Source organism: Vibrio sp. AK197, from assembly GCF_053903115.1.
Genome location: NZ_CP096429.1, coordinates 1,268,198 through 1,293,016 on the forward strand (window position 1 = coordinate 1,268,198; position 24,819 = coordinate 1,293,016).

At 39.6% G+C, this 24,819-nt stretch carries 24 protein-coding genes and 1 pseudogene; all 25 read right to left on the reverse strand.

All coding sequences use genetic code 11. The annotated features are described in order from the left end of the window. Nucleotides 1–24: 24 nt before the first annotated feature. The 25 genes and pseudogenes from M1D72_RS05775 to M1D72_RS05895 all read right to left on the reverse strand — a co-directional run bounded on the left by M1D72_RS05775 (nt 25) and on the right by M1D72_RS05895 (nt 24,765). A complete protein-coding gene (locus M1D72_RS05775) occupies nt 25–1,224 on the reverse strand; it encodes a tyrosine-type recombinase/integrase (RefSeq protein ID WP_456294876.1) in 1,200 nt (399 codons plus the stop codon). Nucleotides 1,225–1,497: 273 nt separating this feature from the next. Continuing rightward, entirely contained in the window at nt 1,498–1,872 is a 375-nt protein-coding gene (locus tag M1D72_RS05780; RefSeq protein ID WP_456294877.1) for a nuclear transport factor 2 family protein, read from the reverse strand. A 167-nt stretch (nt 1,873–2,039) separates the two neighbouring features. After that, nucleotides 2,040–2,447, reverse strand: a complete 408-nt coding sequence (locus M1D72_RS05785) for a GFA family protein (protein ID WP_193061373.1) — start codon at nt 2,445–2,447, stop codon at nt 2,040–2,042. Between the two features lie 146 nt (nt 2,448–2,593). Further along, the gene (locus M1D72_RS05790) at nt 2,594–2,827 is read right to left on the reverse strand and encodes a hypothetical protein (RefSeq protein ID WP_456294878.1); all 234 of its coding nucleotides are present in this window, start codon (nt 2,825–2,827) and stop codon (nt 2,594–2,596) included. Between the two features lie 136 nt (nt 2,828–2,963). After that, nucleotides 2,964–3,314, reverse strand: a complete 351-nt coding sequence (locus tag M1D72_RS05795) for a hypothetical protein (protein WP_456294879.1) — start codon at nt 3,312–3,314, stop codon at nt 2,964–2,966. Between the two features lie 106 nt (nt 3,315–3,420). Further along, a complete protein-coding gene (locus M1D72_RS05800; RefSeq protein ID WP_456294880.1) occupies nt 3,421–4,068 on the reverse strand; it encodes an HAD family hydrolase in 648 nt (215 codons plus the stop codon). Nucleotides 4,069–5,342: 1,274 nt separating this feature from the next. Further along, nucleotides 5,343–5,840: a hypothetical protein gene (locus tag M1D72_RS05805; RefSeq protein WP_456294881.1), complete on the reverse strand. Its 498-nt coding sequence runs from the start codon at nt 5,838–5,840 to the stop codon at nt 5,343–5,345. Between the two features lie 1,102 nt (nt 5,841–6,942). After that, on the reverse strand, nt 6,943–7,179 hold the full coding sequence (locus tag M1D72_RS05810) for a hypothetical protein (RefSeq protein WP_456294882.1): 237 nt from the start codon (nt 7,177–7,179) through the stop codon (nt 6,943–6,945). Nucleotides 7,180–7,320: 141 nt separating this feature from the next. After that, complete coding sequence (locus M1D72_RS05815) at nt 7,321–7,872, reverse strand: hypothetical protein (RefSeq protein ID WP_456294883.1); 552 nt, start codon at nt 7,870–7,872, stop codon at nt 7,321–7,323. Between the two features lie 140 nt (nt 7,873–8,012). Beyond that, nucleotides 8,013–8,726 (reverse strand): hypothetical protein, encoded by a 714-nt coding sequence (locus M1D72_RS05820; RefSeq protein WP_213973599.1) that lies wholly within the window; start codon nt 8,724–8,726, stop codon nt 8,013–8,015. A 157-nt stretch (nt 8,727–8,883) separates the two neighbouring features. Further along, nucleotides 8,884–9,648 carry a hypothetical protein gene (locus M1D72_RS05825; RefSeq protein WP_456294884.1) on the reverse strand — a complete coding sequence of 255 codons (765 nt, stop codon included), beginning with the start codon at nt 9,646–9,648 and terminating at the stop codon, nt 8,884–8,886. Nucleotides 9,649–9,815: 167 nt separating this feature from the next. Beyond that, entirely contained in the window at nt 9,816–11,285 is a 1,470-nt protein-coding gene (locus M1D72_RS05830) for a hypothetical protein (RefSeq protein WP_456294885.1), read from the reverse strand. Between the two features lie 190 nt (nt 11,286–11,475). Beyond that, a complete protein-coding gene (locus M1D72_RS05835; protein ID WP_456294886.1) occupies nt 11,476–11,868 on the reverse strand; it encodes a hypothetical protein in 393 nt (130 codons plus the stop codon). Nucleotides 11,869–12,493: 625 nt separating this feature from the next. Beyond that, nucleotides 12,494–12,835, reverse strand: a complete 342-nt coding sequence (locus M1D72_RS05840) for a hypothetical protein (RefSeq protein ID WP_456294887.1) — start codon at nt 12,833–12,835, stop codon at nt 12,494–12,496. 113 nt (nt 12,836–12,948) lie between these two features. After that, nucleotides 12,949–13,386 carry a hypothetical protein gene (locus M1D72_RS05845; RefSeq protein WP_053397284.1) on the reverse strand — a complete coding sequence of 146 codons (438 nt, stop codon included), beginning with the start codon at nt 13,384–13,386 and terminating at the stop codon, nt 12,949–12,951. Nucleotides 13,387–14,611: 1,225 nt separating this feature from the next. After that, complete coding sequence (locus M1D72_RS05850) at nt 14,612–14,962, reverse strand: hypothetical protein (protein ID WP_456294888.1); 351 nt, start codon at nt 14,960–14,962, stop codon at nt 14,612–14,614. A gap of 131 nt (nt 14,963–15,093) precedes the next feature. Next, the gene (locus M1D72_RS05855) at nt 15,094–15,576 is read right to left on the reverse strand and encodes a GNAT family N-acetyltransferase (protein WP_456294889.1); all 483 of its coding nucleotides are present in this window, start codon (nt 15,574–15,576) and stop codon (nt 15,094–15,096) included. Between the two features lie 131 nt (nt 15,577–15,707). Then, nucleotides 15,708–16,178: a dual specificity protein phosphatase family protein gene (locus tag M1D72_RS05860; RefSeq protein ID WP_456294890.1), complete on the reverse strand. Its 471-nt coding sequence runs from the start codon at nt 16,176–16,178 to the stop codon at nt 15,708–15,710. 137 nt (nt 16,179–16,315) lie between these two features. Further along, complete coding sequence (locus tag M1D72_RS05865; RefSeq protein ID WP_456294891.1) at nt 16,316–16,690, reverse strand: hypothetical protein; 375 nt, start codon at nt 16,688–16,690, stop codon at nt 16,316–16,318. A gap of 1,149 nt (nt 16,691–17,839) precedes the next feature. After that, nucleotides 17,840–18,181 carry a trypco2 family protein gene (locus tag M1D72_RS05870; RefSeq protein WP_104979332.1) on the reverse strand — a complete coding sequence of 114 codons (342 nt, stop codon included), beginning with the start codon at nt 18,179–18,181 and terminating at the stop codon, nt 17,840–17,842. Between the two features lie 355 nt (nt 18,182–18,536). Next, nucleotides 18,537–20,372: an ATP-dependent nuclease gene (locus tag M1D72_RS05875; RefSeq protein WP_456294892.1), complete on the reverse strand. Its 1,836-nt coding sequence runs from the start codon at nt 20,370–20,372 to the stop codon at nt 18,537–18,539. Continuing rightward, complete coding sequence (locus M1D72_RS05880) at nt 20,369–22,021, reverse strand: ATP-binding protein (protein WP_456294893.1); 1,653 nt, start codon at nt 22,019–22,021, stop codon at nt 20,369–20,371. Before M1D72_RS05880 ends, M1D72_RS05875 begins: the two co-directional genes overlap by 4 nt. 249 nt (nt 22,022–22,270) lie before the next feature. Next, a pseudogene (locus M1D72_RS05885) lies at nt 22,271–23,084 on the reverse strand (restriction endonuclease). Nucleotides 23,085–23,279: 195 nt separating this feature from the next. Continuing rightward, entirely contained in the window at nt 23,280–24,530 is a 1,251-nt protein-coding gene (locus M1D72_RS05890) for a VapE domain-containing protein (protein ID WP_456294894.1), read from the reverse strand. After that, nucleotides 24,523–24,765: a helix-turn-helix transcriptional regulator gene (locus tag M1D72_RS05895; protein WP_093277252.1), complete on the reverse strand. Its 243-nt coding sequence runs from the start codon at nt 24,763–24,765 to the stop codon at nt 24,523–24,525. The genes M1D72_RS05890 and M1D72_RS05895 overlap by 8 nt, the downstream gene beginning before the upstream one ends. Nucleotides 24,766–24,819: the final 54 nt, after the last annotated feature.

The following is a 24,819-nucleotide window of genomic DNA, read 5'->3' on the forward strand; positions in this document are numbered from 1 at the left end:
TAAAAGCACACGTCTTAGATGCCACTAACCGATTAATCTAACGGCTTCTGCTGTATGCTCGGGGGCTAAATGCGCGTAGCGTAGTGTCATTTTTAAATCAGCGTGCCCAAGCAATTCACGAACAATGTTTAAATCCACTCCCGCCATCACTAATTTGCTTGCAAAATGATGCCGCAAATCATGAAACCTGAAATCATGAAGGCCCGCTTCCTTCAACACCGTTTGCCAAGGATGCTGAAAAAACTCGACAGGTTTCCCAAGGTGCTCAAACACAAACACTGCTTCTGGATTCTGACCTCGCCAATTTTCCAACATGCTATAGACAGTGTCATTAAGCGGTATTGTCCGTTTTTTCTTGGATTTAGCATTTTCCGAGCGGATCGTGAGGTAACGATTAACCATAGAAATGTGCTCCCAACGTAACGTTAACAGCTCCCCTTTTCGCATACCCGTGTGCATTGCCATAATAATTAAAGGCTCAAAGTAATCGATAAATCGTCCTAGTTCCGCCTTATTGTGGACTGCCGATCGCTTAGCATCACGTAAGCGGCTATCGCGCTCTTTTACTGCGCTCAATAAGGCTTGCTCTTCCTCTTGAGATAAGTAGCGAATGCGAGTGTTATCTTCTTTGATAAGTTTGACGTTGTTGAGGTTGTGGGAATCGATAAACTCCCACTCAACGGCGCGGTTAAACGCCGCTTTAAGCCGGTTAAAAGCGTAGGTAATTGTGGCAGGAGCCTTTCCAGCCTTTCGACGCTCTGTAACCCACTGCTGAAGATCCCAAGCACTGACCTCATCTAATGGCTTGTTGGTAAGGTGCTTAAAGTTATTAGCTACACATTGATAAGACTGCTTTGCCCTTTTGGGATTCATCGCGACCAGATAGTCTTTATAGTGCTCTTCCAAATACTTGCCAAGCGTTAGGCTCTTGCGCATTTCAAGCCGTTTCGCTTCGTGGCGAGATTCCTGAACATCAACCCCACTTGCCACTAATCCGGATTTCTCTTTTGCTAAATCACGTGCTTGAGCGGGCGTCAGTGAATCAGCCGAACCAATCAGGTAATTTCGCTGCTTTCCGTTGAGTCGATAATAGAGGTAATACTTGATAGAACCTTTGGGAGAAATTCGAGCGTGAAAGCCGCTGATTTCGGTATCGTTTAAACGTCCCTGCTCGACGGTGAGAGACTTGATAGAGGTATTGGTGATCTTCTGCTTGATAGCCATAACACATCCTAACATGTAGCAAATATGTAGCAGAATTATCGTACCAAGAGAGACTTAGATGAACAACCCAGAACAAACCAATATTATATAAGATATTGATTATAAATACCTTTAAGTTTATTAATGTTCATTGTGATTTATAGGCAAACTTTACATCACTCCACTGTTAAGGGGTGAGCAACGCAATACAAAAGCCACCGCATACAACCTTAATCACTAAAACCAACGCATAGTGAAAATGCCACGCGTTGCGAATCCCTCTTGAACAGTTTGTTATGCGATAACTGTTGAGTGCGCAGAGATAACCTGCCAGTTACCCTTTTGCTTTGTCCAAACACGAGAAAATGCAAACTCACCGTTTGCTACAACCCCATTATAACTGCCTTTGATTTCCGCGTTTACGTAAACCAAAACGACATTCTTCTGAGGTACTACGTGAAGATCATGGAATTGGATTGACTTAATAGCTAGTAAGCCTGAGCCATGCAGTGCTATATCGTCTTGTTTGGAAGTTCTATGACCAAGGTGATTAACAAATACCAAGTCATCAGACAATAAGTCTTGCAAGACAATCATATCTGAATTGAGCATTGAAGTTTTTAACTTCTCCTCTGCTTCAAGTATTTCTTTAACTACATTGCTTTCCATACTATCAACTTCCTCATATCGCATAACGCCCGCTTAAGTGGTGAGCAACGCTACCACGACACTAAACCATTACACCGTAAACACTAAAGCCGAATGAAACCAAAACCGCCAAGCGTTGCGAATCCGTCTTAAAGCGTTTGTTATGCAACAAGCCCAAAGGTGTACGCCTAACCTTCACGCCCCTCTGTGAACACAGGTAATTTAGGGTCTAGGTGACACCAATTTGCCTTATACACTGTGTAAATTTGGGCATCTACTTTTACTGGTATATCGTCGTCGAACGTGGAGATAGCTAACTCTATTTCATCATGAGTTGAACCTTTGACACGGAAGCCTAAACTCGAACCACATTCGGAGCAGAAAGTTCGAATAGTACCATTGGATGCAACGAACTCTTTTAACAATTGCTCGCCTGAAAGCCACTTTAACCCTCGCACTCCGACCAAAGTTCCAAAAGCTGCACCATGAAATTTACGACACATTGAGCAATAACAGTTTGCCGCTTTTTCACTGAAACCATTAACAGAAAACCGGATGCCTCCGCACAAACAAGAACCTTTATATGTCTTACTCATCTTAAGCTTCCTCCATGTTGCATAACGCCCAATTAAGTAGTGAGCAACGCAATACAAAAGCTGCCGCATTGCGCCGTAAACACAAAACTCACTGCAAACCAAAAATGTCACGCGTGCCGAATCTGCTTGAACAGTTTGTTATGTGTTTACTCATCGTACTCAATAAAATCCCAAGGAATTTCCCTTTTAAAGATTTCAATAGACTCTTCCATTAACTCAAGAGAGACTGATTCTTTAAAAACTGTAATCTGACGAGTTCTGTCTGTATCGTCGCGAAATATTTCTACGGTCAATTCATCATCTCTATATATTTCTACACCAATCCCATCGCGAGGATTCACATCACTTGCAACTACAAATCTAACCTTTGGTTTCGACATAATATTTCCTTTTACACATAACGCCCAATTAACTGTGCGAGCAACGCTACGCGAAGACCCCTGCATTGCTCCGTAAACACAAACCCACCTGCAAACCAAGAATGCCTCGCGTTGTGAGTCACGGTTTAATTGTTTGTTATGTGGCTAGCTCAATGCGGTAGTATTTAAATAAGCTATCAAGCTCTACTTTTATAGTAGCCTCTGCCATACTTTGGATTTTTAGTAATAACGCTCGTCTAGAATTTGATAGCTCTGTCGTTTGGGATTTTAACGAAAGAGCATAGGCAAGTGCCAAGCAGCTACTTTTTGCGTAAGAATCTGACTGTCTCAATGCAATTTCTAAAACTTCATCAACTAATCTAAAAGAATCGACCTTAGATATTATACTTTCCGCAAATTCCATTCTCAGCCTACATACAGACCATTCGTCAAATTCCAAATTATCAAGAGCAACTTCAAGTTCATTCTCAAACTGTTTAATGTCCAATATATTCTCCTACCACATAACGCCGCGTTAAGGCGTGACGTAATGCGTGCCATACTTGAGCGAAGCGAAACTGGCACGCGTTGCGGAATCGCTCTTAAACGCTTTGTTATACGAACATTTCTTCATACGTGCTAATTGCTTTTATTGCATCACTTAGGTCATTTTTACCATTAAAGTCATGCTTAACTGCAATGACATCACAACCACTAGATTTGCCTGCGCGAATACCCGCTGTGGAATCTTCAAACACGATGGTTTGTTCTGGTGATACGTTCAACTTAGTAAGTGCGAGAGTATAGGCTTCAGGGTCTGGTTTGTGCTTAGTTACGTGCCCTTGAGTTATAACAAGGTCAAAAGCATTCTCTAGTTGCAGAGAAGATAAAATATTTTCAACCATCCAAGTTGCTGCTGAACTTACAACTCCGCATTTTTTACCCGCATTCTTCAATTGACCAATGTACGCCTTAGCGCCGACATTGAGCTCTAGTTCGTTATTTAGCATCTTTTCATAGTGAGACCGAAAATACCCATTAAACTCTGTTAAATCAGGTGAAATATTGGCATGAGTAAAGAAGTGTCCCGTCACAACCTGCCAACTTTCACCCATAACATCTTTATAGATATTGTGGTCAACTTGAACACCATAATCTAAGCAAGCCATTGCTAACGCTCTGCCCTTTAAAGGCTCTGAATTTACTAATGTTCCGTCCATATCGAACAGGTAAACTTCGTATTCTTTCAATTCACGTTCCACCCTAAATTTTGCAAGTTCGTATAACGCCCTGTTAAGTAGTGAGGCACACTATACAAATGCCTCTGCACTACTCCGTAAACACAAAAACTACTGCAAACCCAAAATGCCACGCGTGCCGAATCTGCTTGAACAGTTTGTTATGTTTTACCACAACTGACTCGCTCACATGGCAAAGAACTGAATTGCATAAGAAATTGTTTAACTCACGTCACACGACGTTGTGGAATGAACCGACAAAAGCGATAAACACAAAGCACGTGATTCCCAGGAATTTGATTGAGGCAACTTTGATAGCTTTTAGCGAGCGATAGCATCCCTTTCAAAACAGCGAAAGACAAAACTCAAATAGCCGAAAGCCCCGCTGCCGATTTGCTAATTGAAGAATAGAGCCCAAGCGACTTTAAGCCAGCCCAATATTCAACACGCAGACGCAATTTCAAATTGAATCAACCCACGAACATTGAAGCATAAAACGAGTTGAGAAATTCAAGAACTTAGGACGGCAATATTGAATTGCTGAGGCAACTCGAACGAATAGCCGAAGAGGACAAAGAAATAAGCATCTAGAAACCCTTTATTTCTTTTAAATCAAAGTGAAACATAACGCCGTGTTAAGGGGTGAGACAACGCTACCGCCAAAGCGGATATAACCACCTTAATCACTAAAACTGATTTGAAGTGAAAACGCCACGCGTTGACGAATCCCTCTTAAACACTTTGTTATGTTTTACCACAACTAACTTGCTCACATGGCAAAGAACTGAATTGCATAAAGAATTGTTTAACTTGCGTCACACGACGTTGTGGAATTAACCGACAAAAGCGATAAACACAAAGCGTGTAATTCTCGGAAATTTGATTGAGGCAACTTTGATGGTTTTCAGCGAGCGATAGCATCCCTTTCAAAACAGCGAAAGACAAAACTCAAATTGCCGAAAGCCCCGCTGCAGATTCGCTAATTGGGGAAGAGAACCAAAGCGACTTTAAGCCAGCCCAATTTTCAACACGCAGACGCGATTTCAAATTGAAGCAACTCACGAACTTTGAAGCGTGATTATGTTTGAGGGATTCATGAACTTGGGCAGACAATATTGAATTGCTGAAACAACTCGAACGAACTGCCAAAGAGACCAAAGAAAAAAGCGCCAAGCAACCTTTTATTTCTTCTAAATCAAAGTGAAACATAACGCCACGTTAAGGCGTGACGCGATGCGTGCCATACTGTGAGCGAAGCGAAACTGGCACGCGTTGCGGAATCGCTCTTGAACGCCTTGTTAGGCTTTGAACATTTCTGGGTACGTAAATTTGTTATCGACATCTTTACACGCTTTAATTATTTCGTATCTTCTTTGTTCTTCAGACCAACCATTAATACACTCACAGTACCATTCATCATCAAGTGAGACATATTCAGCAAGCTCGTCCGGATATCCCAACAGAATATTTATCTCATTAATTTGAGAGACTGCAACTTCTGGAGATAATGTACCTTCCAATACATCCTGAACTAAAGCTTTGGCATATCCTTTCAGAACTGCTTCGTCGTCAGGGCGTTCAATACCTAATTCGCTGAGAACAATATTAAAATAGTCTTCAGCTTCAAACTCATTTACTGGACTTAAAAGAGAAGCCAGTATAGCAAGACTACTTGTTTCTATGCCTTGTTCTAGCAAATACATAGCCCAAGATATTTTGTACTCACTACCGCCTGAGTGCATAGCCGCTAGCCCAAGAACGCGATAAGTTTCTCTTTTTTGTAATCTATCGAACATGATTGTCCTTAAGCCTAACGCCCTGTTAAGTAGTGAGGCACGCTATACAAATGCCTCTGCACTGCTCCGTAAACACAAAACTCACTGCAAACCCAAAATGCCACGCGTGCCGAATCTGCTTGAACAGTTTGTTATGTTTTACCACAACTGACTCACTCACATGGCAAAAAACTGAATTGCATAAGAAATTGTTTAACTCACGTCACACGACGTTGTGGAATTAACCGACAAAAGCGATAAACACAAATCGCGTAATTCCTAGGAATTTGATTGAGGCAACCTTGATAGCTTTTCGCGAGCGATTGCATCCCTTTCAAAACAGCGAAAGACAAAACTAAAATTGCCGAAAGCCCCGCTGCAGATTTACCAATTGGGAAATAAAAGTGAAGCGACTTTAAGCCAGACCAATTTTCAACGCTCAGATGCGAGTTCGGATTGAAGCAACCCACGAACTTTGAAGCGTGATTACTTTTGAGAGATTCAAGAACTTGGGCAGACAATATTGAATTGCTGAGGCAACTCGAACGAATTGCCAAAGAGACCAAAGAAATAAGCGCCAAGAAACCTTTTATTTCTTCTAAATCAAAGTGAAACATAACGCCGCGTTAAGTAGTGAGCAACGCCACCACGAAACCTAACCATACCACCATAAACACAAAACCCAACGATGGAATAAAAAATGCCATGCGTTGGGAATCTGTCTTAAACGCTTTGTTATGTTGGTATTACAACCCCCAATAACTTCGAAGAACTACATTTCCGATAGCCACTAAACTACAAGCGATAGTAACAGCCACTAACATTTGCTTTCTGTTTTTAATCATAATGCCCTCCTAAAGCATTAGATTACAACCTATCACATACAGAATACCACTCCATATAGATACTTAGCTAAAAAGAGTGTCATCACGTTACACAGCATGGATTCATGATAAAAGAACTTAACTTATAATAGGTGATCATGAGTTTTTATTGAATGAAACATAACGCCGCATTAAGTAGTGAACAACGCACGACCACAAAGCTCAACCTTACCACCCTAAACACTGAACTCAATCAGAACCCAAAATGCCATGCGTTGTGAATCTGCTTGAATGCCTTGTTATGTGTTGTCATTTCGTACCAGCCTAACCCCTGGACCTTGAGGCTCTGATTCATCATAACCCAGATGAATATGTGCACCATTAGGCTCTTTTGCCAATTGAGAAAACAGCTGAGCGAAAGCTTCACATGCTTTTTGATTTAAAGTGATAACCACTCCATCACCAGATTCAATTTCATTAGGTACTACATCCAGGGTATATTTTTCACCAGAATTATTATCGAAAGGTATTTTCATATTCAATTCCTACTTGTACACATAACGCCGTGTTAAGGGGTGAGACAACGCTACCGCCAAAGCGGATATGACCGCCTTAATCACATAAGCCGATTTGAAGTGAAAGCGCTACGCGTTGACGAATCCCTCTTAAACGCTTTGTTAGGTCGTAATCTCGTAGTACTCGTCTGAATAATTCAGTAACCCAAAATACTTAAGCTTTAACTCCGCCAATTTTCCTGCGTGGTTAAGCCAAGGTGTTAACTGGAACTCCGATTCAATAAGTTTTAGCATCCCTATTTCTATGCTTGTCATATCATCTGGATATAATTGAGCATCCAATAAAGGGATATGTATTTTTGGCTGATACTCAATTTGTTCAAGTCCAAAGTAGCCACATCGGCAACCAAGACTTAAGAAATCTCTCAGGTTCTCTCCAACAATAATGTTGGGTACATCTGCACATGGAATAGTCATAACAATTGGAGAGTTTTCAGTTGGTTCATTTGACTCGCACAAAAAACCGAAATGAACACCATCTCCACCTGTGCTTGCAAAACTGACAGTATTTGTAGGAGTACACCAGTAACCCCAACACTCAGGATTTTTTAATAAATTCAATCCTATTAGATCAAAATACAAGCTTTCTGAACCATCATACAAATCTCTTGTAGTACCAGTCAGTCCCCATAATTTTTCTAAATTCTGAATCATATTTTCCAAGACCTAACGCCGCATTAAGGTGTGAGCAACGCTACCACGAAACTTAACCAGACCACCAGAAACACAAAACCCAACGATGGAATGAAAAATGCCAAGCGTTGGGAATCACTCTTAAATGCTTTGTTATATGTTTACAACCATTCAGATAAAGGCTGTATAGCGCGTTCAGCTTCGTAATGTAACTTAGCGTTGAGCTTACTCTTATCTATATGATATGTTGTCAAAATAGCCTCGTAATCATCTGACAATGAGCGAATAATCGGTCCTAAACTGAGATGCTTTACAACTGAGTTCATCTGAATACAATCACTGTTCACATTAAGAGCGTTTTTGTTTAGCATCAAATTAAAGTCAAATGCCAGTTCTTTATAATGTTTGGTATTTTTCATAATATCGTCAACCATCAGCATTTTATTAAGCACGCGAAACTCTTGGTCCCCATCCGTAGCATCTAGTACATAATAAAGATCCAACTGGTAATCTAACTCACTGATTGCGCCACTAAGTTTCACACTAAGTTTTTCGGTTTCAAACGAATCACCTCTAAACAGTACAACCTCACTCATCAAACTTTTAATTTTGGCAATACTTTTTATAGTATCAATGACAGCTTGGATTTTATGTTGATGCACCGCTTGATATCGCCACCGATAATAAGCTTTTGCTGCTATAATCAAAGCTGCAGTGCTTGCAGCAAAGCTCATTACACTAGTAATAGAAGTCAAAACGTCTAAATCGTCTTTCTGTGGGATAGCATCAACTGCAACTGTTACTCTTTCAACTCCAAACCAAATTCCAGCACATACACTTATAAAAAATGCCATTATATGAATTACCCATTTCACTACTATTGTCTCCTATGTGTGGTGAGCGTACTCGGACATATAACGCCCTGTTAAGGTGTGAGCAACGCAATACTGAAGCCGCCGCAAACCACCTTAATCACTAAAGCCAACGCATAGTAAAAATGCCACGCGTTGCGAATCACTCTTAAACAGTTTGTTATGTACGTGGTTTGGCTTTCTCGAACTCTTCGCTCACAACTTTTACATATGCCCCAAATGCTTTAATGACATATTGCAAACTGCCAGATTCAAAAAGAACATGACGCCCATTTCTACGTACAACCCCGCTAGGGTAGCAAATTTGTTTTCCAGCCCCATCTAAAGCTATAAGACCGTCATGATGAAACAAATTAGAATTGCTATTAATTAGTCTTTTTATAAGGGGGATCGGATTACCATTGAGTTTGTATGCTCGACCATCATTATGTACACAGCTATTTCTCAATACTCGTAATTGATCAATAGCTTTCCATTCTGCGGCGTTTTTCAAGCTTGGGAACCGATGTTTGATAAAGTTGTGAACTTTTAAAACCCCAGAATCATCATAATTATCGAACTTTTTTCCACCCAATGTAGATTGGTATCTTCGACATAACGCTTGTAATTCTACTTCATAAGTACTGTAGATTGTTTGAAAAGCCGAACGGCGGTTCAAGCTCGGAAAGTACTCAGTAAAAATTTCGTCAAGTAAAACTTCATGACTTGATAAACCACAGTATGATTCGATGTACTCGTAAATGCCCTCCTCGGGGCATATTTCAATAACTTCTTCCTCAGGGCCATTTTGTTTGTACTTATTAATCTCAGCGCTTATGACTTCCTCAGTTTGTATAGCAAATGAATTCATTATTGAGTCTGTAAACTGAAGCGGCGAGATATAAGGAAATTTTATACCACTAAATAGTGAACTAACTGTAGTCATTACCAACTCCTACTACTTGTTTGATAAAGAAAAAGTACATAACGCCGCATTAAGGTGTGAGCAACGCTACCACGAAACTTAACCATACCACCGTAAACACAAGACCCAACGATGGAATGAAAAATGCCAAGCGTTGGGAATCACTCTTAAATGCTTTGTTATGAATATTATTTATGCACCATTATCTTTAACTTGTCTGGACCGTAACCTAGACTTTGATAAATGGTACCATTTTCATTGTCGCTAACAGAAACAAAGACAACTCTACCGCTCTCGATGATACGTTTTACCTCATTAACTAAAGAAAACCTCCTCGATGGTATAAACACATTACGGTCATCTACATAAACTGATTCACAATCATCTTTGAAGCTAAGAATCTGAGAGTTAGCCCAACCACCGATGGCATTCTCAACAATGCTTGCAGTACATTCACTAATTATTCTAGTGATATTTTCATTAGCTTTTATAAGCTTAAACTTATGTTTTTTCTTTTCAAACTTGTAGCTGACATAACCTAGATCAAGAAAATTTTCTTTAAATTTTGACCAAGAAAAAGCACCACCAGTATTTTGATAAAAGCTCAAACCACTTAATTCAAAGTCATTTCCATCATCTTGAATATAAAGACTACTTTCATCAAAGTGAATCACACATCTGGAGGCACCTCCATGTTTAAATGAATTTTGGACAGTTTCTAAAAGAAGATACCCAAAATACTTTATAAAACTATCCCCATATTCATCACCTGTTAAATAATAACTAAGCTTATATTGAATTATGGGTGCTAAGCTATCTATATAATCATTAAGATTACTTGGATTAACTTCTTTGTTCGTAACTATAATCTGCTTACCATATAGCGCATGTGTTAAGCATAAGTTTTTGGAAGATGTAGCATTTAGATTGATATAACCTTCGCTTTCATAAAATGAAAGAAGATTTTGAACCGTACTTGCAGAACGGGCAGCCGCAATAATCTGCTTCTCTCGGTTAAAGTCGTCACTTGCGAAGTCAGAAACAGCTTTAACTATGACCCAAGGTAAGCTCTTCAAGCTCGGAATAAAGCCAAAGCCTTCCATTTCACCACCAAGCAAATGAGGAAATTTTGTTATAATTTCGTCTCGCTTTGAAGTTTGAGCAATCAGAGTTTCTAAACTACACATAGTTCCACAAATAGTATTTTCTATTTTACCATCAATGAAGCTAGAGTTAATGCTACTAGTATAAGGCGTAGATTTATACCTAATACCATTTTGATCGTATGAATCACTATTTAATGAAATTATATCGCTACATATAACAACATTTTCACTACTTACTTTATCTGGGTTTCCCCAGCAAAAACCTGATAAAACTGTGAGTGTTGGTTTAGGATTTCTCTCTCTAGAGATATACTCTACGACCAATCTTGATATGGCGATGTCAGATTCCATACCAGATTCACCAGTAAGGTGAACCACGAACTTGTCATTCAGCAAGCCAATGGAACACCCTAGTGTGTTCATATTAGCTTCTAGCTCATGGCGATGATTGATTATCCTATTAACTGCATCTTTCTCTATTTTATTGGATGTGCAAATTAACACATAATTATCATCGAGAATGTCGAAATGATTTTGTAGTTTAATTTTCATAAAAATCTTATTTTTTAATATCTTAGCATGACTTCATGAGCTATGTGTGGCTAATATTCATAACGCCGCGTTAAGTAGTGAGCAACGCTACCACCTAACCTAAACCATTGTGCCGAAAACACTTAAACTAAATAAAACCAAAAATGCCACGCGTTGCGAATCTGCCTTAAACGCTTTGTTATATGCGTTCTTAAACTCTTGCCTGGTAAGTCCAAAAGAACCATGTTGTTAAACTTAAACCGATAGAAAAAAAGCTTATGCAAAACCAAAAACTAAACTCCATTACACACTCGATAGTTTTCTCTTTATTATCTTTACACCAGAGCAACCCAGCTTCTTTTCCATAGGCTTTGCGAAGCCATTTGGCTGAGCAATATTGAAAGAATAGCCCGAAGAAAATTGATAGCGCTGCCGAAAACCACGCAAAATAGATGCTACAAGTAAAAATATCACTTAATGGTATTTCTGAGGAGACATTAAGAAATGTACGAGCAAAAAATACAGGCAGCAAAAGTGAAGCTGTTGCCAAGTTGACGACAGATTTTAGGACATCGTTGTACTTATCATTTGTGTCCTTTTCCAAGGTTCTTTCATTTTAATCCTTTTAGCATATAACGCCGCATTAAGGCGTGAACAACGCAATACACAACGGCTACCGCATTGCGCCTTAAACACAAAATTCCACGCAAACCGAAAATGCCATGCGTTGTGAATCGCGCTTAAATGCTTTGTTATACGCCCAACGCTGAAGCTACGATTTTAAGCCAAGCTCCACTTTGTAAGCACGAATTTTTATGTGTATTGATGCACTTTTGTGAGACTAAGACATTCAGCGATTTTTGATTGAAGCGCACTTGAAACACACAACACCAAAGAAAACAGAACTTCAGCAAGCACGTAAGCTTTTAGGCAGACAACTTGATAGAGCTGAGTTTCAACAAACACTACCGCGTCGAATTTGAGCGAGAAGGCTTCGGGGACATTACCTGATGATTTAACGAAAACACAAGGAAATACAAAGCGATGAACCACAAGAAAAGGTGACTTTGATACAAGGAATAATCAGCAAAACTCACTCTACGTATAACGCCCTGTTAAGTAGTGAGGCACGCTATACAAAAGCTCCTGCACTACTCCGTAAACACAAAACTCACTGCAAACCAAAAATGCCACGCGTGCCGAATCTGCTTGAACAGTTTGTTAGCAATTTAACTAAACGAAGCCCCAAAACCATCAAATAGACATTGAAACTCCCAACCTTTTGTAACCATAAAGTCTAACCATTGAACAAGGGTGTCTTTGGTTACCGTTGTCGGGTGAGAATATCCTTCAACAAACCATGAGCGGTTAATAAACCCCTCATTTCTGATCAGTGACTCATAGTTTCCAAGGGTATCGTTTAGTTGAATGGCTGACGCTTTATTTGGACATAAGTAGCTAAATTCTAAAACTAACTCTGTTTCGTTGGTGACTCCATTACTTATTAATGAAGCCCAAGTCTCATCAAGCATGTTCAGCTGATTTTCTAAATTCAGTTGATAACCACTCAACTTTAATTTCTCCTTGATTGCTAACGCTTTGCTAAGGTGTGAGTAACGCAATACAAAAGCTACCGCACAGTGTCTTAAACACAAAAGTCACCGCATAGTAAAATTGCCACGCGTTACGAATCACTCTTAAGCAACTTGTTAGCTGAACTTTCTTTCGGTGTATCAGCTTGTTGAATGACTTCGTTGGTTTCAACTTTTGGTGCTTCAACACTTATCTTCGGGTTAGACATAGTCTCTTTTAGTTCTTGCAGAAGCTCGATCTGAGACTGCTCCCAACTACTACTAGAATCCATCGACGAATAAGAAACAAAAAGCGCCGCAAAAGACACGAGCAAAGATAAAATACTAATGAAAAGTGTCAATCTGAATACTTTCTTATTCTGCCGATTTTGTAACTCAGCTTGACCCAATTGTATTAACGGTACATATGCTGAAGTAAAATTTGTATTACCCCGAAACTTCACAATTTCATCGGAGTATTCTTTAATATGTTGCTCAATCTGCCTGTCGGTTAAACGACTTGGATAACCCTCAGTAATATATGCCGCCATATTTAAATAAACCTCCTGTTCAGCTAACGCCCAATTAAGTAGTGAGCAACGCAATACAATAGCTACCGCATTACGCCTTAAACACAAAACTCACTGCAAACCAAAACTGCCACGCGTTGCGAATCTGCTTAAATTGTTTGTTATGCGATTTTTCGGCAATGCTTAATTGGCTAACGAAAACATTACCTTAAACACGGAAAACTACAAACGCGCAAATAACTTTTTGTGATTCAAGAACCAACGGGCTCAACATTTATTGAAAAGCAGCCACATGTGCGGAACGCGGCCTTAAAGCGAAGAATAAGCTTTTGCTTGTGAGAAACTCAACGAGCCGAAATGTCAGCGAATGCCGACTTTCGATAAACTTGCCCTTTCCACACTTTGCGACCGAAAAATTCTCCCCGACCAAATACGATTTTTAATGAGGCAACTTCACGAACTTTGACATGTTTTACAGTTTGAGTGATTCAAGAGTTTAAGCCGAAGATGCTGATTTGTCGAAACAGAAAAATGAACTGCTAAAGAGAGCGAAATTGAAGAAACCTAAAAAATCAGCCTCGTCGCATAACGCCCAATTAAGTAGTGAGCAACGTAATACAAAAGCTACCGCATTGCGCCGTAAACACAAAACTCACTGCAAACCAAAACTGCCACGCGTTGCGAATCTGCTTAAATTGTTTGTTATGCGATTTTTCGACAATGCTAAATTGGCTAACGAAAACATTACCTTAAACACGAGAAACTACAAACACGCAAATGACTTTTTGTGATTCAAGAACCAACGGACTCAACATTTCGTAAAAAGGTCGCCACAAGCCCGGAACACGACCTTAAAGCGAAGAATTAGCTTTTGCTTGTGAGAAACTCTACGAACCGAAATTTCAGCAAATACCGGCTTTCCGTAAACTTGCCCTTTCCACATTTTACGCCTGAAAAACCGTCCACGACCAAATGCAATTTCTAATGAGGCAACTTCACGAACTTTGGCATGTTTTGCGGTTTGAGTGATTAAAGAATTTGGACCGAAAATGCTGGTTTGCCTAAACAAAAAAACGATTGGCCAAAGAGATTAAATTTAGAGAAACCCCAAAATTTTCCCTTGTCGCATAACGCCCAATTAACTGTGCGAGCAACGCTACGCGAAGACCCCTGCATTGCTCCGTAAACACAAACCCACCTGCAAACCAAGAATGCCTCGCGTTGTGAGTCACGGTTTAATTGTTTGTTATGTGGCTAGCTCAATGCGGTAGTATTTAAATAAGCTATCAAGCTCTACTTTTATAGTAGCCTCTGCCGTACTTTGGATTTTTAGTAATAACGCTCGTCTAGAATTTGATAGCTCTGTCGTTTGGGATTTTAACGAAAGAGCATAGGCAAGTGCCAAGCAGCTACTTTTTGCGTAAGAATCTGACTGTCTCAATGCAATTTCTAAAACTTCATCAACTAATCTAAAAGAATCGACCTTAGATATTATACTTTCCGCAAATTCCATTCTCAGCCTACATACAGACCATTCGTCAAATTCCAAATTATCAAGAGCAACTTCAAGTTCATTCTCAAACTGTTTAATGTCCAATATATTCTCCTACCACATAACGCTGAGCTAAGTGGCTGCCAACGCCTAGATTACTCAAAGTATTGCGCCGTAACCACAAAACTCATTGAAACCAAAAATGCCACGCGTTGGCAGTCCACTTGAGCGACTTGTTATAGGGATTTTGCGAAAGACTCTAGTTGCTCACCCTCAAAACGATAATACTCTTTTTCGTGAACGCAGCTTGCTCCTATTGCAGCATAAAACTGGCCTGCTCCAGGATTTGTTGATTCTGCTGTCCAATCGAGGCGGACACATCCCCGAGTTAATGCGATAGTAGCGATATAACGCATTAACTTTTGACCAACTTTATTTCCTCTAGCACGGGAGGAAACAAACAAGTCTTTCATGAACATTTGCCCCGACAACTTCGGAGCTGGATACAATATACTGAATGTGGCGAAACCTACAATCTCTGACTCTAGATAATAGCCAACAACCTTTACACCAGAATATTCTGAAAACACTCTGTTGTATAAATATTCTTCAATTTGAGGGTTTGTTGCCGCCCCCACTCCAAAATAGTAATTTTCCATCTCTGAAAATACTGGTACCAAATCTAGATAATCACTCTTTAAGAGTTCTCTAATTGACATAAATATCCCTATAACGCCGCATTAAGGTGCGAACAACGCTTAACACCTAACCGAAACCACTGCTCCTTAAACACTAAAGCCAAGTTTAAACTGAAATCGCCAAGCGTTGTGAGTCACTCTTAAATGCTTTGTTATGTGTGTCTCAATGCACGCAGAACCTTCAACGAAAACTCATCCCAGCCAGGAGCAGTAAAAGCAATACTCCTTAAATTTTTTACAGCTTCAATCGCCTCATTGGGCAGTAAGTTTCTTGTACGCATTAAATATGCGGCTAAGGCTAAACCTGTGCGATCTTTGCCTGATTTACAATGGACAATGACCAAACCATTACACTTATGCTGTTCGATAAAACTGACTATTTGAGGAAGAGACTTTAAACAATGCTCTAGGTCACCATCAAGAGGTGGTGCATTACTTGAAAGCTGAATGTTTCTGTAAGCAATACACAAGGTCTCTAAAAGTGAAACATGCACCATTTCACCGTCATTCACGGAAAGAATAGCTGCTACGTTATTATTATGTAATTCATCAAGGTTCCACATGCAGCTATCAGGACCACACCTACCAGCCACCGATTCTTCCACAAAAAATAGCTGCTGCATAAGTTTTCTCCTTCAAACACATAACGCCCTGTTAAGTAGTGAGGCACGCTATACAAATGCCTCTGCACTGCTCCGTAAACACAAAAGTCACTGCAAACCAAAACTGCCACGCGTGCCGAATCTGCTTGAACAGTTTGTTATGTTGCTTCATGCAAGACTACTACAAGACTTGCTTTGGGAACTTTTCCAAAGAAAGAATTTAAACAAAGTAACTGACCATACTCATCCATATTGTTGTCTCGGCCTGTTTTATTAAGCCAATTCTGATAAAACGACTCAAATTCTTCTTGGTTTTTCGATAATGGAATTGTAGATAAACACCAGCCTGATACGGCATCCTCGATTTCAGGAAACACACTATCTAATAAAGACGACGAATAGAGGTTAAGAAATATCAATAACTCATGATAATTATCAAGCACGAGGGTTTCTTGGTTTTCAAATCTCACCTCCAAATCATTCAGAAAGGCCTCGTTCAAGCTATCCATAAAGACAAAAGAATAATGATTCAATTCGTTAAACTCCTGTTGCAACATAACGCCGTGTTAAGGGGTGAGACAACGCTACCGCCAAAGCGGATATGACCGCCTTAATCACTTAAACTGATTTGAAGTGAAATCGCCACGCGTTGACGAATCCCTCTTAAACACTTTGTTATGTTTTACCACAACTGACCTACTTGCATGGCAAAGAACTGAATTGCATAAAGAATTGTTTAACTTACGTCACACGACTTTGTAGAATCATCCGACAAAAGCGATAAACACAAAGCACGTGATTCCCAGAAATTTGATTGAGGCAACTTTGATAACTTTCAGCAAGTGATAGAGTCTCTTTCAAAACAGCGAAAGACAAAACTCAAATTGCCGAAAGCCCCGCTGCCGGTTTGCTAATTGAGGAATAGAACCAAAGCGACTTTAAGCCAACCCAATTTTCAACACGCAGACGCGATTTCAAATTGAAGCAACCCACGAACTTTGAAGCGTGATTATGTTTGAGGAATTCATGAACTTGGGCAGACAATATTGAATTGCTGAGACAACTCGAAAGAATTGCCAAAGAGGTCAAAGAAATAAGCGCCAAAAAACCTTTTATTTCTTCTAAATCAAAGTGAAACATAACGCCCAATTAAGGTGTGAAGCACGCCACCACAGAACTCAATTTGACGACCGTAAACACTGAACTAAATCCAAACCAAAAATGCCAAGCGTGCTGAATCACTCTTAAATTGTTTGTTATGTATGTGCTCACGATAACCATGAAACTATTGAATCCCAACCAGTAGCTAATGAGATTAACAAAGCAAATACCGAAAGAACTAACGACAAAATGGTATGCCAAGTAATCTCCCTACTACGGCGCAACGATATTTCTGTTAGCACAATTTCCCTCAAATTTTCAGCTAGATAAGGAGATAGGAGTTCCTCTTCCAGCTGTTCGAGGTTCATTTTTTTATACTGTGAAATCAATCGATTTTTACTCATTTTTACCGCTTATTCTTCAAAATACATAACGCCTTGTTAAGGGGTGAGACAACGCTACCACCAAAGCGGATATGAGCGCTTTAGGCACTTAAGTTAATTTGAATTGAAAATGCCACGCGTTGACGAATCCCTCTTAAACACCTTGTTATGTGAAATATCACAACACGAGTGATAGCTTTACTCTGTGTCTGATTTACTCTGATTGTGAACTGGCATTTTGACTGGAACCTTAAAGCTCAAAGTTGCTGTATGACCCGATGAATTTGAACTATTACCTTTAACTCCACCATTCACCACTGCGGCCACGACGTTTAGCTTGGCCTCACTACCTGCATTTTCAACAACATTGACTGATACTTCAAAATCGATAGCTTGTATGCTAGTTAAGCCCGTTTCAATTACAGAGAGTTTAGTACTAGATTTAGGAACGACTTCTCCATATTCAATTTCCAACTGCGCATCATGAACACCACCCATAATGTCTTTGATTGACTCTTTTATAAACGCTCTAAGTTCCATAAATCCTCTTTTCACATAACGCCGTGTTAATGCGTGACAAAACTTACACAAAATTATTTTAAATCAATAACTTAAATTAAAATCTCACACAAAAAACAAAAATCATGTAGCAAATGTGTAGCTGCAAAATTGCCCAAGAACTATAAACAACGCTTTTCTGCTCTCAGGCACTCTTTTGGACATATCTGAGTTAAAGCATTAACTCTAATTCGTCAGTTTCGTATAAAAATTTCTATGGATTAACGCCGCTATGAGTGGTGAGTAATAGCTTTCTAAAATGTGAAACGAAGTGGAACCGAGCAAGCTGTTACGAATCCAACTTAATGGCCTTGTTAAATGGCCGATTCCAACCGAACTATTTCCGAATAAAATCAACTAAATCTTTCAGTTTATTTTCTAGGTCAAGCATCGAACAATGTGTTTTATCGAGCTTATCGACTACCGCTTTAGCAATAGGTACTTTTTTGCTTGCATAACTTAAAGCAATATTATTCAATGAAAGGGAATCTAGCGGAGTATTATCATCAAATTGATAACAATCGGAAATAGATTTATCGAATGAATCAAATTTTTCGAATATAAAGTCTGAAGCTTGAGTTGATTTTAACGACAGTTTCTTATGGTTATTTTGCTTGCCAATTGATTCACGCTTGAAACCTTGGCTAGTTAAAATATCAAAGAGTAAATCTTTGCAAATATAATTCTCAATCTCACGACCTTCCGTAATCCACACTTTGACATAATCATCTAATGTTGAATCTAAACCAGCATTATTAGCATTGGCTGTTCGGAGTCTATTCAACATAGAACTTAGATATGCTTTAAAACCCTCATCATCTCGGTCTGTTTGCGAAGAACAATCAGAATCGGCAATCAAGCATGCCTTCCTACTGGTACTAAAAATATTAATTAGATTTTCACCAATATCATCTAGTACTGTGAAAGAGGCTAAGTTTGCACCACCAAAGTACAAGAAGGAGTAGTCTTTTCCTTCTTTCAGTTCTCCGTCAGAATATATATCAATCCATTTTTTCAAGTAAATCCTATCACTAGGCCCTTCAACCCATAAAACAGTATTAGATTGAAGTATTTGAGATGCTTTTACGCCCAATGAATCTAATGTTTCATAATACTTGATTATATTGTCATTTGGGGTAATTGAGCTTGCGCCATTGGGCGATTTTAAAGTTCTGTATACAGCCCAGTTTTCATTTAGGCAGTCAATAAGGGATGGAGAATGAGTAGTAATAAAAAATCTATGATTAATTAGCTCTTTCTCAAAAATACTTATAAGTTTAACGACAGCTTCTGGGTGTAAATTGGCTTCTGGTTCTTCGAGAAAAACGTTTAAATTGACTTCCTTGTTAATCCAAAGGTGTGAAAGCAACATTACTATTTGAGAGACCCCAGTACCTAACTGATCTAAAGAAAAGGATAGCCCTGATGCAAATTCAAGATTTAAATCCTTATCTATAACATCAATATTAGTTACTTCCTCAGACAAAATATCAGTTAGCCACTTCTTAATTTGTCTTTTATATCCAGCCCAGTTTGACGGAGTTGCTCTGTCGACTCTTAACTTATCAAGTTCTTCAATAATTTTTGCGCCATCAAAATAGTATCTTTGCTCATTATTCGAATTTCTCGAGTAATGTCGAATAGGGTCAACAAATACCAATGAATTTAAGAAGCTTCTCCAATAAAATTCATTATCACTAAACCCTGCTACATCGTCTGTCGGGTCTATCCATGTATTTTCTTCCAAATCAGAACAGATTAAATTACTATCATTGAAGATCGGCTTACCATTAACCTTCATGTTTAAAACAGATGTATTAGAACTAACATCATGGTAGCAGTCTAGCGTAACTTTATTCTCACTTACCGCATAAGAAATTTTATCATCTTCCGTGAAGGTATTATCGTTTGAAAGTGAAATTTCACAGTTAATTTTCTCCTTTCCCCAACCCCATGTTTGGCTTTCATCAAGTTCAGTGGCAACTGAAATCGCAGTTCCAGTATTCAGATTTTCACTAGCTATACTTTTTAAGTAATTAAAATATTTGGCTAAATTAGATTTCCCTGAATTATTTGGTCCAATAAATAGGTTTATCGACTTTAATCCGCTTATATAAACGCCATTTAAATCATATGAGCGCCAACCACAAAGTTTTATAGAGTCAATCTTCATTTAGATTTGTCCTGCTTATGCCAAGAGTCAACTAAAGCTTTTAATGAATAGGTTTCAGGCTTCCCTAGTTTCCAAGATTTATGATATCTAACGTCATTACTTCTAGGCATTGGGTTAGGCACCTTAAATTGAACTTTTCTTGGTAAATTAATTGAGTCTCCAGAAACAAATGCCTCGCCGTCTCTAAGACTAGGTAAGAAGTCAACTTGACCAGCTAATGTATCTGGCAACAACCTTTTAATCTTGTTTTGGTCTAGATCATTGGTAAGTCGAAGGGTTATATATGTTCCGCATTGAGATAAGACAGTTGTTGAAACATTTGATGGGCGTTGAGTAACAACGGTCAAACCAACACCATACTTCCTCCCTTCTTTTGCAATTCTCTCAACTCGTTCTTTTGCTATATTGAACTTTGAATCGCTATCTTCTGGAATGTAGGTGTGAGCCTCTTCTAGTATTAAGTTAAGAGGGATATTTTCAGGGTCTAAATCCCAATATTTAAAGTCGAAACATAATCTTGAAATAACGCCCACACAAACAGCTCTTACTTCTGCTGGCAAGCCACTTAAATCTAATATATTTAAATATGCTTCAGATTCAGATAAGCCTAAAATAAATTCAAAATATTCGACTATTGATGTTTCATCATCAATTTTACGATGAAGAAATGAGTAACGAGTATCATGACGTACAGCTTGGATTTTAAGAATAAGACTCTCATATGGTTTCTTATTAGTAGCATTATTTTGAGAGTCCTTTTCCGCTATTATTTCATCTAAAAGAGTATCAATACTGAAAAAAATTGGTGTGTCTGCAGAAACGACTACACCATCAATATTTTGCTTTTTAGCTTCTATTTCTTTTTGTTTCGTTATAAGCCTTTTTATTATGGCTTTCTGATTAGAACCAGGCTCAAGATTATAAACACCGAAGAACTCTTCTAAATCTAAAAACCAGTATGGAAGTGTAAAATCATTCCAAGGAATTGCATTTGTTCTATTTTTAAAGTCTTCGTTTGGTGCTTTATCGTTATAGCCAAATGCTGAAGGGTATTCATTATGAATATCAAAAAATAATATTCTAGGACACTCATAGCTTGATAATATCGATTGAACTATCGATGCGACGGTGCAACTTTTACCACTACCAGTAGTACCTAATATGGCGGTATGCCGCCCCATTAGCTTATCTAAGTTTAAATACGTTTGATCGTCATCGTTTGGATCAGTAACACAAAAGTGCTCTTTGTCTTCATTTAGGTCTATGCCTATTAATTGGTTTACTTGGTCACTGCTAAGAAAATATGTATCACAATTTATTGTGGGAAGACGTTTGGTACCTCGATTAAACTTACCATTGATAGCACAACCCAATATTGAGAGCGTTACTACTTTCCTCTCTTCCCTAACAATTTCAAGTCCATCATTTGATCTTTTTGTTCTCTCAACTTCAGTTATCTGAACTTTGCTTATGGTACAAATTGTATTGCCGTGTGCTCCGCCACAGTTAACATAGGCACCAACCTCAGCGCAGTGCTTTATACTTTGAAACTCGCGCTCTAGAACATCTGCATGAAGTATAATTGCGGCACCGTCAACTTCTTTAATTTTACCAAATTTTAAAGCTTGTTCTCTTAATGATGTTGTCAATTTATAACTTCCTTCATTGTCTTTATAAGATCTTCAGAAAATACAGTCACTATAGCAGCACCATACTGTTCTAAAGGTCTGATTCTTCCTTTAAATTGCAGAACATGTCTGAATAATCATAAGTGCTCAACTAAGCTCATAATCTGCTATTAGTATATGTAGGTCAAGAACTGGCATGAGAAAGTGGTCAGGAATCTTGATATAAACAGTTTTGGGGCAATTCCTTTCTAGTTAATGCATTCCCATTCATCACATCACACCGATATTTTTTGTATAACGGCACCTTGGATAGGCAGAGCACCCATAAAACGCCCGACCTTTATTACCCCCTCTTTTTGCGGTTCGCTTTACCAGTGTTGAATGACAGCTTGGACAGATAAGTTCAGGCTCAGCAGGCAACTCTGCTTTCGTTTTCGTCTCAGTTCGGCAATGTTGTGCAAGTTCAATCATATCCACGAGATCGCCACCATTTATCAGCCATAGCTTTTTATCCAAGGCGTATTTCACCGCTTCAGAGGTAAAGTCACCTGACGTCACCACGATCATCTTGCTGGCACTGTGCTCTATCATTACGGCATACATCTCTCGCAATATTGGAACGCCCACTTTGCAAGTCTTCCAATGCTTGCATTGCACTAATGTCAGTTCCCCATCTTTTCTCATCCATATATCAACGCCACCGTCAGGCTTTTGAGAGAACGCTTGTTTAACTTCATAGCCTTGCTGCTTAAAGAATTCTCCGATATAGCTTTCAAACTCTAACCATGTCAGGCTCTTTAATGGTTCTGTTGTGCCTCGATGGGCTATTTCGCATGTTGTGGCGCCGTCTGTTGAATTGCTTAATAAACGCAATAAGAGCGGGAATTAAAAAAAGAAAAGCGAGATAAGGAGCGATTAGGCTTAGGTTTGGCGCTATGGCATCAAAAACCATATTCCCTGTACTCTTGGCTAAGGTAGGCAGCACAATACTCAAACTAATATAGACAATGGCGGCGACAATAAGACTGAGCCGCCACGGCGCATCCATAAGATGCCAAATAATCCCATCATTCTTTTTTGCCATGATTTCGCCCGCCCATTGGATATGCACATTGAAACATATCTAACTCGTGCTAGCTTCGACCTACGCCTCAATTTTTTGTTAACGACTGAAATACAGTGATTCATCAAACTCAAAGTCTTAAAACTTACCCCACTTGCCCCACCTCCCCCACTGAATCAGTGAGGCAAGTGGGGGAGGTGGGGTTAATTTGGCAACTTACTGAAATGGAATGTGGGGAGTAACCGTGGGGAAGAGATATTGGTTGTAGCCATTTTTCAGTTTCTTCTCGATTCGTCCTTCCTTATGGAGTTGGTTCAGTGCTTTGCCAAGCACACTACCCTTTGAAGCATCGACTCGTAAAAGCTCGCACACTTGTTTGGTAGAAAGCCACTCTTTTGCTTTACCGTGACAGTCAGCTAAGTGGTCATTCAATAAGTTGTACCAGTTCCCTTTATCGACGTACTTGGCAGATTCCTGTGAGACTTGCGCCTGTAGCGCGGCAGGTAACATCCAAGGATGATGCTTGACCATAAATTGATGTTTCACCTCTAACCAGAACTGACGCAGTTTCTCAGGCTCTTTGAGGGTTAACTCCCCTGTTGGCTGATATTCCCATCCGAGAATGTAATTTAACGTCTCCATATCGGTTTCATCGACCAATTCAATCACCGCGTAACGCGTGTTTCCTGTCTCGTCTTTTAAGAAGTCCGTACCGTTGACCGTTGCAATCAGATTGGTTTGACGCTCTTTCTTAATGTCAGTGCGCGCATAGGGCGGCCTTACCGTATCTTTCGAGCGTGTGACAAACGCTTTCAGTGCCCCTTGGCAGTTTTTGGTCGAGCGCTCTAACTCGCCAAGTTCGACAATCCAAGAACGAATCACCGATAACACGCTGTCTTTGTTGTCAGGGTTAAGCTCTGCCCCTTCCAGAAACGCATTAGGCATCACGTTAGCAATGCGCTCGACAAATGCCGTTTTCTTAAACGACTGCTCCCCTTGTAGTACGGGCACCAATTTGGATTTAAAGTTACCAACGAATAAACATGCTACACAGCCGACTAACCAGTGTAGCAACACCGCATTAGAAAGCTCAGGATGCTTGGCTTTCAGACAGCTTAAGGCAGCGTTAACCCTTGCTACACCGTCCCACGTTCCATGTAGCCAATCTGCTATTGGGTGATACCGATTTTTTAACGCTAATGCGCTAAAGTGGTCATCTATCGCACTTCGAGGCATAGAATAAATCGAAGCCAAAGAAATCAGCTCACTGCGCACTTCTTCCTGCGCTCCTGCTAATTGGTTGTCTTTGAAGATATCGGGCTCTAACGTCATTTTATTGTGCTTCGCTTCGTATCCGGCGCTATCAAGTAGCGCCTTAAGATTATCAGCAGTATTAAGCACAATGCGTTGTCCTGATTCTTTATACTTCACATGAGGAAAGTCGGGCTCGTTGTCGTCATTAAACATAGGTGCCCTCCTTTTGTGAGAGGTGGTCGCGTTTAGTATGACTTTCTAACCATTGGTCGAGGTCTTCTTTGAGGTAACGGACAGCGCGACCAATCTTAATGAAAGGTGGTGCCATGGTGCGGTTTTTGCGTTGCCCTTCCATTCGTGATTGGCGTAAAAATGAGCGGCTCATTCCAATGTAAGCAGCAGTCTCTTGCTCAGTGAAGGCGCGTTTCACAACGGTGCTTGTTGTCATGTTGATGTCTCCTGTTGTTCATTGAGACTTCAACTTAACCGGTCACAACGTCAT